This is a genomic window from Pseudomonas sp. PAGU 2196, from assembly GCF_022179005.1.
Taxonomy (GTDB): Bacteria; Pseudomonadota; Gammaproteobacteria; order Pseudomonadales; family Pseudomonadaceae; genus Aquipseudomonas; species Aquipseudomonas kermanshahensis.
The window spans coordinates 1-14774 of sequence record NZ_BNTL01000048.1 but is presented as its reverse complement, the minus strand read 5'-3'; the positions used below and the strand labels follow the sequence as shown (position 1 = coordinate 14774).

10 protein-coding genes and 1 rRNA gene are annotated in these 14774 nt (G+C 61.4%); 4 read left to right on the top strand and 7 right to left on the bottom strand.

Annotation, left to right across the window (positions count from 1 at the left end; all coding sequences use genetic code 11):
* The first annotated feature begins 114 nt into the window (after positions 1-114).
* Positions 115-230 (top strand): 5S ribosomal RNA (rrf, locus tag MFF34_RS27430).
* A 53-nt stretch (positions 231-283) separates the two neighbouring features.
* Here the strand turns inward: rrf and MFF34_RS27425 are convergent.
* From MFF34_RS27425 to MFF34_RS27410, 4 genes are all read right to left on the bottom strand, one after another.
* Complete coding sequence (locus MFF34_RS27425; RefSeq protein ID WP_238217708.1) at positions 284-2653, bottom strand: TonB-dependent siderophore receptor; 2370 nt, start codon at positions 2651-2653, stop codon at positions 284-286.
* Between the two features lie 217 nt (positions 2654-2870).
* Positions 2871-3839, bottom strand: coding sequence for a FecR domain-containing protein (locus MFF34_RS27420; protein WP_238217705.1), 969 nt, complete (start codon positions 3837-3839; stop codon positions 2871-2873).
* Complete coding sequence (locus MFF34_RS27415; RefSeq protein WP_238217703.1) at positions 3836-4339, bottom strand: sigma-70 family RNA polymerase sigma factor; 504 nt, start codon at positions 4337-4339, stop codon at positions 3836-3838. Before MFF34_RS27415 ends, MFF34_RS27420 begins: the two co-directional genes overlap by 4 nt.
* 115 nt (positions 4340-4454) lie before the next feature.
* On the bottom strand, positions 4455-5144 hold the full coding sequence (locus MFF34_RS27410) for a GntR family transcriptional regulator (RefSeq protein WP_027595476.1): 690 nt from the start codon (positions 5142-5144) through the stop codon (positions 4455-4457).
* A 205-nt stretch (positions 5145-5349) separates the two neighbouring features.
* Between MFF34_RS27410 and lapG the strand changes: the two genes are divergently transcribed.
* Both lapG and lapD read left to right on the top strand, forming a co-directional pair.
* Entirely contained in the window at positions 5350-6111 is a 762-nt protein-coding gene (gene lapG / locus MFF34_RS27405) for a cysteine protease LapG (protein ID WP_238217702.1), read from the top strand.
* 10 nt (positions 6112-6121) lie between these two features.
* On the top strand, positions 6122-8068 hold the full coding sequence (lapD, locus tag MFF34_RS27400; RefSeq protein WP_085274404.1) for a cyclic di-GMP receptor LapD: 1947 nt from the start codon (positions 6122-6124) through the stop codon (positions 8066-8068).
* Between the two features lie 114 nt (positions 8069-8182).
* On the opposite strand, the gene MFF34_RS27395 is transcribed toward lapD, so the two are convergent.
* From MFF34_RS27395 to MFF34_RS27385, 3 genes are read right to left on the bottom strand one after another with little or no spacing between them, the layout of a single operon-like run.
* Positions 8183-9541 carry an HlyD family type I secretion periplasmic adaptor subunit gene (locus MFF34_RS27395; protein WP_172961388.1) on the bottom strand — a complete coding sequence of 453 codons (1359 nt, stop codon included), beginning with the start codon at positions 9539-9541 and terminating at the stop codon, positions 8183-8185.
* A gap of 7 nt (positions 9542-9548) precedes the next feature.
* Positions 9549-11705: a type I secretion system permease/ATPase gene (locus tag MFF34_RS27390; RefSeq protein ID WP_085274405.1), complete on the bottom strand. Its 2157-nt coding sequence runs from the start codon at positions 11703-11705 to the stop codon at positions 9549-9551.
* A gap of 44 nt (positions 11706-11749) precedes the next feature.
* Complete coding sequence (locus tag MFF34_RS27385) at positions 11750-13087, bottom strand: TolC family outer membrane protein (protein WP_027595481.1); 1338 nt, start codon at positions 13085-13087, stop codon at positions 11750-11752.
* Between the two features lie 350 nt (positions 13088-13437).
* Between MFF34_RS27385 and MFF34_RS27380 the strand changes: the two genes are divergently transcribed.
* The coding region (locus MFF34_RS27380; protein ID WP_238217699.1) for a retention module-containing protein at positions 13438-14774 on the top strand (1337 nt) is incomplete at its 3' end.

The window sequence follows — 14774 nt, the reverse complement described above, 5'->3', positions numbered from 1 at the left end:
CAAGATTCATTTCGCAAAACCTCTATCTGCGCAAGCAGGTAGGGGTTTTGTCTTTAAGTAGAAGCCATAGAAATTCGCCGGCACGTCTTGAGGACGGGCCAGCACACAGAATTTCTTGACGACCATAGAGCATTGGAACCACCTGATCCCATCCCGAACTCAGCAGTGAAACGATGCATCGCCGATGGTAGTGTGGGGTTTCCCCATGTGAGAGTAGGTCATCGTCAAGATTCAAACCCAAAGCCCCTGTCTGCGATGCAGACAGGGGCTTTGTCTTTTCTGGTCAGAATTGATAGCTGACCGTAGCGCTTACGTTTCGCTCTTCACCCATGTAGCAGTAGTTCAGGCTGGCACATGAGGTGATGTAGCTTTCGTTGGTCAGGTTGTTAGCATTCAGGCGCACATCCACCCCGGTGAGGCCGACCTTGCCCAGGTCATACCCGATCGAAGCGTCAAACAGCGTGTAGGAGGGCACCTTCATGCTGTTTTCCGCATCAACCCAGCTATACCCCACATAGCGCATCCCGCCGCCCAGTCGCAGGCCGTCCAACGCCCCCTGCCGGAAGTTGTAGTCGGCCCACAGCGAAAACATCTGCTTGGGCGCCTGGGTGGGCGAATTACCCTTGTTGTCCAACTGGGTCGACACCAGGCTCGGCATCGTCTTGGCGTACTCGATGTCGGTAAAGGTGTAGCCGCCCAACAGCTTGAGGTTATCAGTCAGCTGAACATGGGCCTCCAGCTCCAGCCCCTGTGAGCGAACTTCACCCACAGGGCGATAGAACTCCTCGTTCGGTTGCTTGGAGGCAAGGTTCTCTTGCTCGATGCGGAACACCGAGGCGGTGAACAGGTTGTCACTGCCTGGCGGCTGGTACTTGATACCTGCTTCCCACTGGGTGCCCTCGGTCGGTGCCAGTGGGCGGCCATCCTGGTCGGACACGGTATTGGGGTTGAACGACTCCGAGTAGCTGACATAAGGCGCCAGGCCATTCTCGAACAAGTAGAGCACGCCTGCTCGGGTGGTGAACTTGGTGCGCTCGTCATTGACTTTGGTATTGCTGTCGCGGTTTTCCTCAGAAACTTTGACCCAGTCCTGACGCAGCCCCAGCGAGAAGCGCCACTGGTCGAGCTCGACCAGGTCCTGCAAATACACCCCTGTCTGCTGCAGGCGACGCTGGTAGCGATTCTCGCCGAGTACCTGCAGGTTGCCATTGCCATATTGAGGGTTGCCGGCATCCAGCGCATCGACCGTGCCGTAGCGCCACTCCACGTCGGCTTTGCGGCGTTGATAGTCGGTGCCAAGCAGCAAGGTATGCTTGGCCGCACCGGTGAAGAATTCTGCCTGCAGCATGTTATCGATGATGTAGGAGTGCAGGCGCTCGTCGCCGCCGGTGTAGGCGCGGTTGAGGATATTGCTGTCGGCATCTGCCCAGCCAGCGGAATACACCTGGTCCATCGAGACGTCAGAGTCCTGGTAGCGGAAGTTCTGCCGGGCGGTGAAGACATCGTTGAAGCGGTGCTCGAACTGGTAGCTGAACGACTGCTGAGTGCGCTCGTAGTTGTCGATCCCAGGCTCGCCTTCAAAGAAGTGATCTGACAGACGCAGCCCGTTGCGCTTGTGCAGCATGCCGTCTGCCGGGTTACCGCCGTGGTACCCACCATTCGGGTCATGCTGCAGATATGCCTGAAGCGTCAGCGATGTGTCTTCGGTGAAGTCGATGCTGACAGCCGGTGCTATGGCGTAGCGTTCTTCCTTGTTGTGGTCGAACTGGGTATCAGCGCTATCGGCCAAACCTGTCAGGCGATAGGCGATACGTTTGTCGTCATCGACCGGGCCGCTGAAGTCGAAACCCATGCCACGCTGGCCCTGGGTGCCGACTGTGGCCTGCACTTGATGGAATGGCGTGAACAGTGGCTTCTTGGTGGTCAGTGCCACCAGGCCCCCTGGGGAGCTGCGGCCATAGAGTACCGAAGACGGTCCTTTCAGAATGTCGATGCGCTCAAGGAAGTACGGGTCCACTTGCATGGTGCTGTAGGTGCCGTTGTCACCCATGGATTTCAGGCCATCGACGTAGATGTTGTCTACCGAGCCGTCGTTGAAGCCCCGCATGGCCACATAGTCGTAGCGGTGCGTGGCGCCATAGGGGTTGGTCAGCACACCTGGCGTATAGCGCATGGCCTGGGCAACGGTCTGCGAGCCCTGGTCGTCCATCTGCTGACGGGTGACCACCGAAACCGACTGTGAGGTTTCCACCAACGGCATGCTGGTCTTGGTGGCCACCTGGCTGTGCGTGGCGTTGTAGCCGTCCATGCTGCCCAGGGCATTACCCAGGGTAAAACTGCGCACGTCGGTGTCTGGCAACGACAATGCGGCCTCTTCAGGCTGGGCCCGCAGCACGTAGCTGTGCCCACCCTGGCTGACGGCCTGCAGGCCGCTGCCATTGAGCAGTTGGCGCAGGGCCTGATCAGGCGAGTAATGCCCTTGCAAGCCATTGGACTGCAACCCGTTGGTCAACTGCGGCGTGCTCGACAGGGTGATCCCCGCCTGGCGGGCAAACTGGTTGAGTACATCGTTCAGTTCCCCACCCGGGATCGCGTACTGCTGGCTGACCTGGGGCGCTTCGGCGGCCAGAGCATGGAGGGGCAGGGTGGACATGCCCAAGGCTGTGCCGAACACAGCTGCCTGGACTGCTTTGCGCAGAGTGGCTGAATTCAAGACAGGTCGAAAATCATTCTCGTTGGACGGGCGTGTGTGTGGTGAGGCGTTGGGCATGAAAGAGTCCGTTGAAGGGTGGGAGGGCAGAAGACGATGCTTACTGTCCTAGCCGGACCGGCACCCAAAACCCGCCAAAAAGATCCGCGCTTGGGTGAAGTCAGGCAACCTGCTCCACACGTATCCACCAGCGCGTGCGTTGACGAAGCCTCACCGGCAGCGTTTGTGGCAGCAATTGCAGCAGCTGCTCAGGGTCCTCGAGGCGGAACACACCTGACAGGCGTAAATTGGCAATCTCATCGCTGCAACCCAGGTAGCCGTGGCGATAACGGCCCACCTGTTCAAGAAAGTCGCGCAAGCGCATGTCGCGGGTAACGATCAGCCCTTCGCTCCAGGCAGCCGGGTCCATGGCCACGCTCTCCAGGCGTTGTGCGCCCTGGGCGTCCAGGCGCCAGTGCTGGCCGCTGGCAATCCACTGCACCCGGCCGTTCCCCGGCCGGTGTATCGCCACGTTGCCGTGGCTGACGCTGACCTGCGTGCAATCTCGCTCCTGGCGCACCACAAAGCGCCCGTCGAAACCTTCGAGCAGGGCATCTTGCGTCTGTACCAGCAGAGGACGAGCCTGGTTAGGTGCGTCACTGCACGTAAGCATCAGCTCCCCATGCCTGAGGCGGAGCAAGCGCTGCTGATCGTCGAAAGCGAGGTCTACCGCACTGCGCGTGTTGAGTTGCATCAGCGAGCCATCGGGTAGCTGGAAGCTACGCCGTTCGCCCGTGGAAGTCGCGTAGTCCGCAGTCCAGCCGCTGACGGTATCGAGGTCTTTGGCCAGCCATGTCGCCGAGCCCGCCATGGCAGCGCAGCCAAGCAACTTGAGCGCCTGGCGACGGTGCAGGCGCCGCTGGCTGGTTTCCAAGGTCTGTAGGGCAACCCCCGCGCCGGGGACGGCGCGCAGGTCAAGGTCCTGATGCAGGTGAACCACCCGTTGCCAGGCCAGTTCGTGCTCGTGCCGTGCGCTGCGCCACTGCTCGCATTGCTGCAGCAGCACGAGGCTATTGCCGCTTTCTCGCAGCCTGAGCATCCACTGAATGGCTTGCTTGACCGCTTTGGCGGAAGGGGCGGCGGCTGTCATTGCTCGTCTTCAAAGCGCAGCAGGTAGCAATGATAAAGCGCATCAGCAATGTAGCGCTCCACAGTGCGCACCGAGATACCCATCTGCTCGGCGATCGCCTGGTGTTTCAGCCCTTCGCACTGGGCCAGCAGGAAAGCGCGACGCACCTTTGGCTTGAGTCCATCGAGCATGCGAGCGATACGCTCCAGCAGTTCGAGCAGCACCTCGCGGGTTTCCGCCGAGGGTGCCAATGCTTCCGGCAGGTGGGCCAAGGCTTCGAGGTAAGCCCGGTGCAATTCTTCACGGCGCCAGTGATCGATCACCAGCCCGCGTGCCACGGTGCGCAAGAAGGCCCTGGGCGTATTGAGCTGTACCTGCTCGCCACGCTGCAACAGCCGGACGAACGTGTCCTGGGCCAGGTCTGCGGCATCGGCGGCGTTACCCAGCTTGCTACGCAGCCAGGCATGCAACCAGCCGTGGTGGTCACTGTAGAGCGTTTGCACGGAGTCATTGGAAGGCATGGAGGAGGGCGCTGGCTTCAATGGACATAAATGATAATTAGTCTCATTGTTTGCGGAGCCCGTCTATTTTGCAACAGGCTGATGTCGGGTGACCGGCTATCCCGCTCAGAACCCGCTATCGCCCTAGCTGTGAATCCAGATACTGCCTGATAACACGCGCCCCTGAGTTCAGGTGCTGCTCAAGCACCGCGACCGCTTCATCCACCAGCTTGTCGCTGGCCGCATCCACCAGCGCGTTGTGATCGTCCTGGGTGAGCTTGCCCAGCCCCATCGACGAGAGATGGAAGCGCAGAAAGCGCTCTTCTTCGTTGAGCTCGTTCTCGATCAGGCGCAGTAACTTCTTGTTCGGCGCCTTGCTGTACAGCGCCATGTGGAACAGGCGGTTGAGGCGGCCGATTTCGGCGTGACGGGTTTCGTTTTCCAGTTGCTGGATATACCCGCGCGCGCGGGCGATGTCATCGGCATCGAGCAACGGAATGGACTGGCGCAGGGCCTCGCTCTCGAGCAGAACACGCAGGGCGTAGGTGTCCACCGCGTCTTCGCCAATCAAGGGCGCAACCACTGCGCCCTTGTGCATCTCCACGTTCAGCAGCGATTGCGCTTCGAGCTGGCGCAAGGCCTCGCGCACGGGCATGCGGCTGACCCCGAACAAGGTGGCGAGCTCTTGCTGACGCACGGCAGTACCTGGCGGCAGACGACCATCAAGAATGGCGCTGCGCAGGCGCTCCTCGATAACAGCACGTGCCATGTGTGGGGATAGCTGTTCGCTAGCCAGCACGTTGCTCAGTTTGATTTTCTCGGCCACGCGGAGTCTGCCTCGACGATAAGAAAAATTGGATCCAATGACACTAGTAACAGGCAAGGGGGCTTGTCAAACCGTCGACCGCACTGGAGCGGCCGACCCAAGGCCGCGGCTATGGTGTATGAAGTCGCTTGGCAAAGGAAGCGGTACATAGAAGGAGATAGCCATAAAGTCAGTATGGCCCGACCATTGGCTGCGTGATTGCAGGGTGCCATTGTTTTTTGCACGGGCAGGCCGCACCATCGCTGCTTTCGACGGGTCTGAACAGGTCTTCGCAGTGGCGATATCCTGGATGTTCAAAACGGCTGTGCGACGTGTCGGCCTTGCCGCGCTGCTGGGTAGCTTGCTACTGGGCGGCTTGCACGCGGATTGGGATTTTTCCCAGATCAGCCGCCAGTCGCAGGCGCTGTATGGCCCGCTTGGCGCGGGGCAGGGGCGTATCGACGCCTGGCAGAACCTGATGGCCACGCAGAAGCAGGGCAGTGAGCTGGAACGGCTGCAAGTGGTCAATCGCTTCTTCAACCAGCAATTGCGCTACGTCGAAGACATCGACTTGTGGCATGAGGTCGATTACTGGGCCACGCCGGTCCAGGCCCTGATCAAGGGGGCCGGTGATTGCGAGGACTACGCTATTGCCAAGTATTTCAGTCTGCGACGTATGGGCATCCCCAGCGAGAAGCTGCGCATCACCTACGTCAAGGCGCTGCGGCAGAACCGGGCGCACATGGTACTGACCTATTATTCCAGCCCACAGGCTCAGCCGTTGGTGCTCGACAGCCTGATGGATGCCATCAAGCCGGCGAGCCAGCGCGCCGACTTGCTGCCGGTGTACGCCTTCAATGGCGAGGGGTTGTGGCTGACAGGCGCCGCCGGCAACAAGAAGGTCGGCGATACCAAGCGCCTGTCACGTTGGCAGGATTTGCTGAAGAAAATGCAGGCCGAAGGGTTCCCGGCCGAGCCGGTTTACTGAAGGAGCACAGATGTCACTGTTCAAACAATTGCTGTTGGCCATTTGCCTGTTCCTGGTGGTCGCTTTCAGCGGCAGCTTCATGGTCAGCCTGGAGAGCTCGCGCAGCCAGTACGTCAACCAGCTGCGTTCGCACGCCCAGGACGCGGCCACTGCCTTGGCGCTGTCGCTGACGCCTAATATCGACGACCCGGCGATGGTCGAACTGATGGTCAGCTCGATCTTCGACAGTGGCTACTATGCGAGCATCAAGGTTGTCGACCTGGGCTCCAATGCCGTGCTGGTGGAGCGCCACGCCGAGCCCGACCCGGGGGGTGTGCCGGCCTGGTTCGTCCACCTCATTGGCCTTGAAGCCGCAGGTGGGGATGCCATCGTCAGCCGTGGCTGGCAGCAGGCGGCGCGGGTGGAGGTGATCAGCCATCCGATGTTCGCCATTGCCAAGCTCTGGCAGAGTGCGTTGGGCAGCCTGGGTTGGTTGTTGCTGTGCGGTGCCGCCAGCGCGGTGCTCGGCGCCTTGCTGCTGCGTCGGCAATTGCGGCCGCTGGATTACATGGTCGAGCAATCCCATGCCATCGCCCGGCGCGAATTCCTCAGCCTGCCAGACCTGCCGCGCACCCCTGAGCTGCGCCGTGTGGTGCAGGCAATGAACCAGATGGTCGAGAAGCTCAAGGCACTGTTTACCGAGCAGGCCGAGCGCAGTGAGCGGCTGCGTGCAGAGTCCTACCAGGACAGCCTCACCGGCTTGTCCAACCGCCGCTATTTCGAGATGCAACTGAATACGCGCGTCAGCAATCTGGAAGAGGCGCGCGCCGGTTACTTGCTGTTGCTGCGGGTTCAGGGCTTGGCAGGCCTTAACGCGCGCCTGGGCGGGCAGCGCACCGATCAGCTGTTGCAGGCAGTGGGCGAGCAGCTGCGCCGCACCTGTGCCAGCTACCCGGAGACCAAAGACCTGATCTCGCGCAGCCGTGGGGGCGAGTTCGCCGTGCTGGCGCCGGGCATGGTGCATGAAGAGGCGGTACAGCTCGCCCAGGCCCTGGAGGCGACGCTGCAGAGCCTGCACGAGACGGGCGCCAGTGATGTCGACCCGGTGGCGTGCATCGGCCTTGCGCCGTTCACCCCCGGCGATGCGCCGCAGGCATTGCTGAAGCTCGCCGACGAGGCCCTGGCGCGTGCCGAAAACCAGCCGGCGCCGGGCTGGGTGTGTCTTGAACAGGGTGCGGCCGCGGTGGCCGGTGATAGCCATCATGCCTGGCATGAGCGGCTCGACCAGGCCTTCGTCAATGGGCAATTCGAACTGTTCTTCCAGCCGGTGGTGGACTGCGCCACAGGGCAACGGGTACTGCACCACAAAGTGATCTCGCGTTTGCACGATGAGCAGGGCGAGGCGTTGCCGGCCGGGCGCTTCTTGCCTTGGCTGGAGCGCTTTGGCTGGATGCCGCGCCTGGATCTGCTGGTGCTGGAAAAGGTGCTTGCCCACCTGCGCACTCATGATCAGGTGCTGGCGCTGAACCTGTCCGCTGCAACCTTGGCCGACCCCAAAGCGCTGCAACGCGTCTACGAGCTGTTGAGCCAGCATGCGGCGCTGGGCCCACGCCTGACATTCGAGATAGGCGAAGAGCAATTGCCCGAACAGTCAGCCCTCGAACAGCTGACCCGGCGCCTGCACGCGCATGGCTTCGGGCTGGCGCTGCAGCGCTTTGGCGGCCGGTTCAGCATGATTGGCAACCTGGCGCACCTGGGCCTTGCGTACCTGAAGATCGACGGTAGCTATATCCGTAACATCGACCATGAACAACACAAGCGCCTGTTCATCGAAGCGATACAGCGCGCGGCGCACAGCATCGACCTGCCGTTGATTGCTGAACGGGTCGAGACGGAAGGGGAAAGGTTGGTGCTGCGGGAAATGGGCGTGGGCGGTATTCAGGGGCAGTTGGTGGGTGAGCCCGCACCCTGGCGCTGACCGGGTAGGAGCAGCCTTGTGCTGCGAAGAGGCCAGCGGCAGCACAGAAGATTCTCGGTACTGCCACTGGCCTCTTCGCAGCACAAGGCTGCTCCTACCGGGATTGCGTAAGACTCAACGCTCGCGCAAGGCTTCCGAACGCGCCTTCATGATCGGCTTGAGCAAGTAGCTCATGATGGTCTTCTTGCCGGTCATGATATCCACCGTCGCCACCATCCCAGGGATGATCAGCAGCGGCTTCTCGTCGGTGCCCAAGTGGCTGCGATCGGTGCGCAGCTTGATCAGGTAGTACGTGGTCTTTTTGTCTTCATCGGTGATGGTATCGGCACCGATCTGTTCCAGCTTGGCCTTCAGGCCACCGTAGATGGTGTAGTCATAGGCGGTGAACTTGACGGTCGCCTCCTGCCCAGGGTGCAGGAAGGCAATGTCCTTGGGCAGGATCTTCGCCTCGATGACCAGTGTGTCGTCCAGCGGCACCACTTCGACGATGTCGCTACCCGGCTGGATGACCCCGCCGATGGTGTTGACCAGCAGCTGCTTGACGATACCGCGTACCGGCGAGGTGACCATGGTGCGGTGTACCCGGTCATCCAATGCCTTGCTGGTGGCAGTGGCCTTGTTGAGCTCGGTGCGTGCCTCGTTGAGCTGAGTCAGCGCCTCGCTGCGGAACTTGCCACGGGTCTCCTCGACCTTGCTCTGCACTTCGCGGATGGCCGCCTCGGCGCGCGGGATGGCCAGCGCGGTGGAGTCCATCTGGCCACGGTTCTCCACCTCGGCACGGCGCAGGCGCAGCACTTCAACCTGGGAAATCGCGCCCTGGGCCACCAGCGGCTCGGACATGGCGATTTCCTGACGCAGCAGTTGCAGGCTGTTGGCGTACTGGGCGCGCTTGGAGGTGTACTCGCGCAGCTCTTGCTGGCGCTGTACCAACTGTTGCTGCAGGCCGCCGATTTCGTCCTGCAGTTGCTGGCGCCGGCTCAGGTACAGCGACTCTTCGTTGGCTGCCTGGCTGGGCGCTGCCTTGCGCAGTTCTTCATCGATTTTCAGCGGGCGGTCTTCGACCTCGGCACTCAGACGTTCGACCCGCAGCGCCATGGCCAGGCGGTCGGCCTCGGTTTCACCGACGTTGGAGGCGAAGCGGGTTTCGTCCAGGCGCAGCAAGGGCTGGCCGACTTCGACGATTTGCCCTTCCTTGGCGTAGATCTCGGCGATGATGCCGCCCTCAAGGTTCTGGATCTTCTGCACCTTGGACGACGGAATGGCCTTGCCTTCGCCCCGCGTGACCTCATCGATCGGCGCGACGCTGGCCCAGACGATCATGAACACGAAAAACGCGATCACACCCCAGATGGTCAGGCGAACCACCCGTGGCGCGTCCTCGATCAGCGCCTTGTTGACCTCAGGCAGTGGCTGCCCGCCAAGCGAGTCGGAGCCTTTGAAGTAGCGCCGCAGGCCATCCTTGAATTGCCCCATATCGAGCTTATGCAACACTGATCTGCCCCTTCTTCAGCGCATCCATGACCGCGGCTTTCGGGCCATCGGCGACAATCTGCCCGCGATCGATCACGATCAGCCGGTCCACCAGCGACAGCAACGAGGCGCGGTGGGTCACCAGCAGCACCGTTTTGTTTTCGATGACCGCCTGCAGGCGCTGCTTGAGGCGCTCTTCACCGGTGTTGTCCATGGCGCTGGTCGGTTCGTCGAGCAGCAGGATCTGTGGGTTGAGCAGCAATGCACGGCCCAGGGCGACGTTCTGCCGCTGGCCGCCGGAGAGGTTCTGGCCACGTTCGCCCACCTGCAGCTCATAGCCGTCAGGGTGCAGCCTGGCAAACTCATGAACACCTGCCAGCTCTGCGGCCTGCAGGATCATTTCGTCTTCGATGTAGCGGGCGCCGCTGACCAGGTTGTCGCGCAGGGTGCCGGCCATCAGCTGGATGTCCTGGGGCACGTAGCCGATATTGTGGCGCAGCTCGCTGACGTCGATCTGGCGGATATCCACGCCATCGACCAGCAGCGACCCGCCGTCGGATTCATACAGGCCAACGATCAGCTTGGCCAACGAGCTCTTGCCCGAACCGCTTCGGCCAATGATGCCCACCTTCTCGCCGGGGCGAATGGTCAGGTTGATGTTTTTTAGGGCCAGGTTCTGCTGGTTAGGGTAGGTGAAGTCCACCCCACGGAACTCGATGCTGCCCTGCAGCACCCGGCGGCTCAGTGGGCGTTCTTCGAAGTTGCGTTCTTGCGGCAGCTCCATCATGTGGTCGGTGGAAACCATGGTCACCTTGGCCTGCTGATAGCGGGCCAGCAAACCATTGAGCTGCCCCAGCGGGCCAAGGGCACGGCCGCTGAGCATGTAACAGGCGACCAGGCCACCCATGCTCAGGTTGCCGTCGATGATCATGTAGACCCCGACGCAAATCATCGCCACGCCAGCCAGTTGCTGGATCAGCAGGGTGATGTTCATCGCCAGGCTCGACAGCACCTTCACGCGCAGTTCCAGACGGCTGAGGGTGCCGAGCGTCTGTTCCCACATGTATTGGCGCTCGCTTTCGGCGTTGTTGACCTTGACCGCATCCAGGCCTGCCAAGGTCTCGATCAGGCTCGACTGGCGTTCCGAGGCCAGGGCCATGGTCCGCTCCATGGTCGCCATCAGCGGCCGTTGCAGGGCGTAACCGATGCCCAGGGCCAACGGGAAGGCGATGATCGGGATCCACACCAGGTGCCCGCCAATGATGGCGATGACGATCAGGATCAGCAGCGTGAACGGCAGGTCGATCAGGCTGGTCAGGGTCAAGGAGGCGAGGAAGTCGCGTAAACCCTGGAACTCATGAATGTTTTGGGCAAAGCTGCCGACCCGCGCCGGGCGGTACTTCATCGACATCCCGACAATGCGTTCGAACAAGGTCGCCGAGATGATCAGGTCGGTCTTCTTGCCGGCCAAGTCCAGGCAGAGGCCGCGCAGGCCCTTGAGGATCAGGTCGAAGAAGTAGGCCCCGGCGATGCCGACGGCCAGCACCCAAAGGGTCGAGGTCGCCTGGTTGGGCACCACCCGGTCATACACGTTCATGACGAACAGCGGCGCTGCCAAGGCGATCAGGTTGATCACCAGGCTGGCGGCGATGGCGTCGATATACAGCCATTTGCTGCGCAGCAAGGTGTCGCGGAACCAGGATTTCGCGCGCGGGATGAGGTTGCCGTGGTTGACGTCGAACTTGTGCTGCGGCTGGGCGAAGAACACACGCCCGCTGTAGTCACTGAGCAGCGCTTCGCGGCTGACGTGCACCTCGCCACCATCGCTCTCGCTGAGCAGCAGGCGTGCGGTGTCTTCATTCTCCCAGCCCAGCAGGACGGCGCTGCGGCCTTCCTTGAGCAACAGCATGGCAGGCATGGCGATACTGGGGATCTGCTCCAGTTTGCGCTGCAGCAGCCGCCCCTGCAGGCCGGCCCTGGCCGCCGCACGGGGCAGCAGCTCGGGGCTCAGGCGCTGCGCGGGCAGCGGCAGGCCGGTGGTCAGCATGACCCGGCTTGCAGGTTTCTGGTGCAGGACACACAGGCTCAGCAGACTATCCAGCAAGGGATCGTCATGCTGACTGCGTGGATCGTGGCTGAGTTGGACTCGACTGACTTCGGATTCCACGCGGCGCTCTCTTCATCCTTGCGGTGGGTGGGGCAGGGTGGGCCTCAGTTCAGGCCTGGCAGGCTCACCCTTGGTTTCAGATCGTTCTGCACAACGGTGGCCATCGGGGCTACGACACCCTGACTCTTGAGCAGTTGGCCAATGGTCGCCTTGATTCGATACTGAGTAAACAATTGTATGTTCTTCACTTCCACCAGGCGACGCTGGGCAGTGAAGGTTTCATTCTCGCTGTCGAGCAAGTCGAGCAGGGTTCGCTCGCCCAGGCTGAATTGCTGTTGGTAGGCGCTGCGCACACGGTTGCTGTGATCGACGTACTGCTGGGCAATCGGCAACTGGGCGTTGGCGTTCTCCTGAGCATTCCATGCCAGGCCCAACTCTTCATTGAGCTGACGCAAGGCATTGTTGCGGATATCCAGCGCCTGGTTGGACAGGTACGACTTGGACTCCAGGTCTGCCTTGTTACTGCCGCCAGCATACAGGTTGAAGTTCATTCGCAGCATAGCCTGCCATTCGTTGTTATGGCCTGCTGTGCCGTCGATATTGTTATCCGCCGTTCGTCCGAGTTCTGCATCGAAGCGGGGGTAGAAGGACGACTTTGCGGCCTCGTACTGTTTTTCTGCGGCGGCAACGTCCGATTCGGCCGAGCGCAGCACCGGGCTGCTTTCAACCAACTGCGTGCGGGCTTCATCCAGCGTGGCGGGCAGCAGGTCGATGAACGGCGCCGGTGCGCTCAGTTCATCGGGCATTTGGCCGACGACGCTGAGGTAATTGGTGCTGGCATCGGCCAGGTTGGTCTTCTCGGTGATCAGGTTGTTTTGCGCCTGGGCCAGGCGTGCCTCGGCCTGGTCCAAGTCAGCCAGGCGGCCGACGCCGCGGCTGGTGCGCAGTTTGATCTGATCCAGAATACGTTCGTGGTTGCTCAGGTTGTCTTCGGCCAGGCGCACCATCTCGCGCCGCGACAGCACATCCAGATACACCTGGGCGACGTCGAGTGCGGTGCGCTCGGAGGTGCCCATCAGGGAGTAGGCCCGGGCGTTGGCGGTGGCTTGTTGACGGTCGACTTCGTTTGACGTGGCAAAACCGTCAAAAACCATTTGGCGAAGACGGATTGCTGACTCACCTCGGTTCAGTGTGTCCCAGCGGTTACCGGTGCTTGGGCTATCGGTACCTTCGCGCCCATAGCCCGCCGTTACATCGACCCTCGGCAAGTAGCCGCCCTTGGCCGCGCGCAGCTGGTAATCCGCCGCCACGCGAGCATTCACGCCGGCCTGGATTTCCGGGTGTCGCTCAAGGGCTGTTTGCATGGCTTCGGGCAAGGATTGTGCTTGTACGAACGTGGCGGCTAGGGTGATGGGAAGAACGGTAAACAGTGACGCACGCATTTTTGGCGGGTTCCCGAAGGCGCAGTTGTCCTGAATCACGGTTGAAGGTTTTCAGGGCCTGGAAAATGGCACCTGATCTGACCGATGAGCGAACTTCCGACGGGCACTGGATTAGTACTAAAGGAAGGGGTGGCAAAGGTGCAAATATCAATGTGACATTACATTGCCGATTGTTTAGGATGGCGAGTATAAGGTCAATAGTTTGGCAGATAGTTAATTCCAAACAGTTATAGACGGAATTTTGACGTCAAAATCGTCAACACATCAATCGACACAGTTCCGCCTGAAGTGGCTTTCAAGAGCGCCGCTCTGGCAGGGAAGTACCCCAATCGGGTCACACGGAGAGTCCAATGAGCAGCGTTGTAGCCATCGTCAAAAGCATTGTCGGCCAGGTTATTGCGGTATCCCCAGAGGGCATCCGGCGTGTACTCATCGAAGGTGACCGCCTGTTGGCGGGTGAGGAAGTCCTCACCGGCCCAGGCGGCGCGGTAACCCTCGAGTTGGCCGACGGCCGTATGCTCGACCTGGGCCGTGACAGCCAGTGGAGCGCGGATGCGCCTTACAGCAGCGCCGACCTGAGCCAGGCCACTGCGCAGGCTGCACCGTCGGTTGAAGAGCTGCAGCAGGCGATCGCCGCGGGTGTCGACCCGACCACCGAGCTTGAAGCTACCGCAGCAGGCCCTGCAGCGGCGGGCGGTGGCGGTGCGCTGGGCGGTGGCCACAGCTTCGTCATGCTTGAGGAGACCGCAGGCCGGGTCGACCCTAGCATCGGCTTCCCGACCGGCCCGTTGGGCTTTGCCGCAGCGCTGGACAATGAAGACGTTGGCGCGGTGGACACCAGCAACAACAACCAGGTGATTCCGCCAACAACGGAGACCAACGTCTCCACCGCCCTTGTACTCAACGCCACCCCTTCCATCACCGAAGCGGGTGGCGTAATCGTTTACACCGCGACAGTTGGCCAGGCGCCGACGTCCAACCTGATCGTCACCCTGGCCAACGGCGCAGTGATCGTCATTCCGGCAGGGCAGACCAGCGGTAGCGTCAACGTCACCATCCCGGCCAATGACACGCCGTACATCGACGGTGGTCAGATTTCGACCACCGTAACCGGTACCACCGGTGGTAACGGTCTGATCGTGACCCTGCCGCAAACGCCGGCGGTTACGCAGATTACCGATACCATCGACACCACCACGGCGACCTTGACCGCCACCCCTTCGGTCACTGAAGGCGGTGTGATCACCTACACCGTGACGCTGAGCAACCCTGCCCAGACGCCGGTGACCGTGACCCTGTCCAATGGCCAGACCATCACCATTGAGCCTGGCAAGAGCCAAGGCAGTGTTGATTTCCAGACGCCGGCCAATGACGTTTACAACAATGGCTCGACCGTTAGCACCACCATCACCGGTGCTACTGGCGGTAACTTCGAGCAATTGACGCCTAACCTTGCGCCGGCCGAGACCACGATCAATGACTCGGTCGATGTCACTACCGCGACCCTGACTGCGTCGCCAAGCGTGACTGAAGGCGGCGTAATCACCTACACCGTGACCCTGAGCAACCCTGCCCAGACACCTGTGACCGTTACTCTGTCGAACGGCCAGACCATCACCGTTGAAGCTGGCAAAACCCAGGGCAGCGTTGACTTCCAGACCCCGGCCAACGACGTCTACAACAACGG

Bases quoted from the DNA above. Each gene is read 5' to 3' on its own strand.
- MFF34_RS27425 (WP_238217708.1), bottom strand. From the start codon at position 2,653: ATGTCCACCCTGCCCCTCCATGCTCTGGCCGCCGAAGCGCCCCAGGTC.
- MFF34_RS27420 (WP_238217705.1), bottom strand. From the start codon at position 3,839: ATGACAGCCGCCGCCCCTTCCGCCAAAGCGGTCAAGCAAGCCATTCAG.
- MFF34_RS27415 (WP_238217703.1), bottom strand. From the start codon at position 4,339: ATGCCTTCCAATGACTCCGTGCAAACGCTCTACAGTGACCACCACGGC.
- lapD (WP_085274404.1), top strand. From the start codon at position 6,122: ATGTCACTGTTCAAACAATTGCTGTTGGCCATTTGCCTGTTCCTGGTG.
- MFF34_RS27395 (WP_172961388.1), bottom strand. From the start codon at position 9,541: ATGGGGCAATTCAAGGATGGCCTGCGGCGCTACTTCAAAGGCTCCGAC.
- MFF34_RS27385 (WP_027595481.1), bottom strand. From the start codon at position 13,087: ATGCGTGCGTCACTGTTTACCGTTCTTCCCATCACCCTAGCCGCCACG.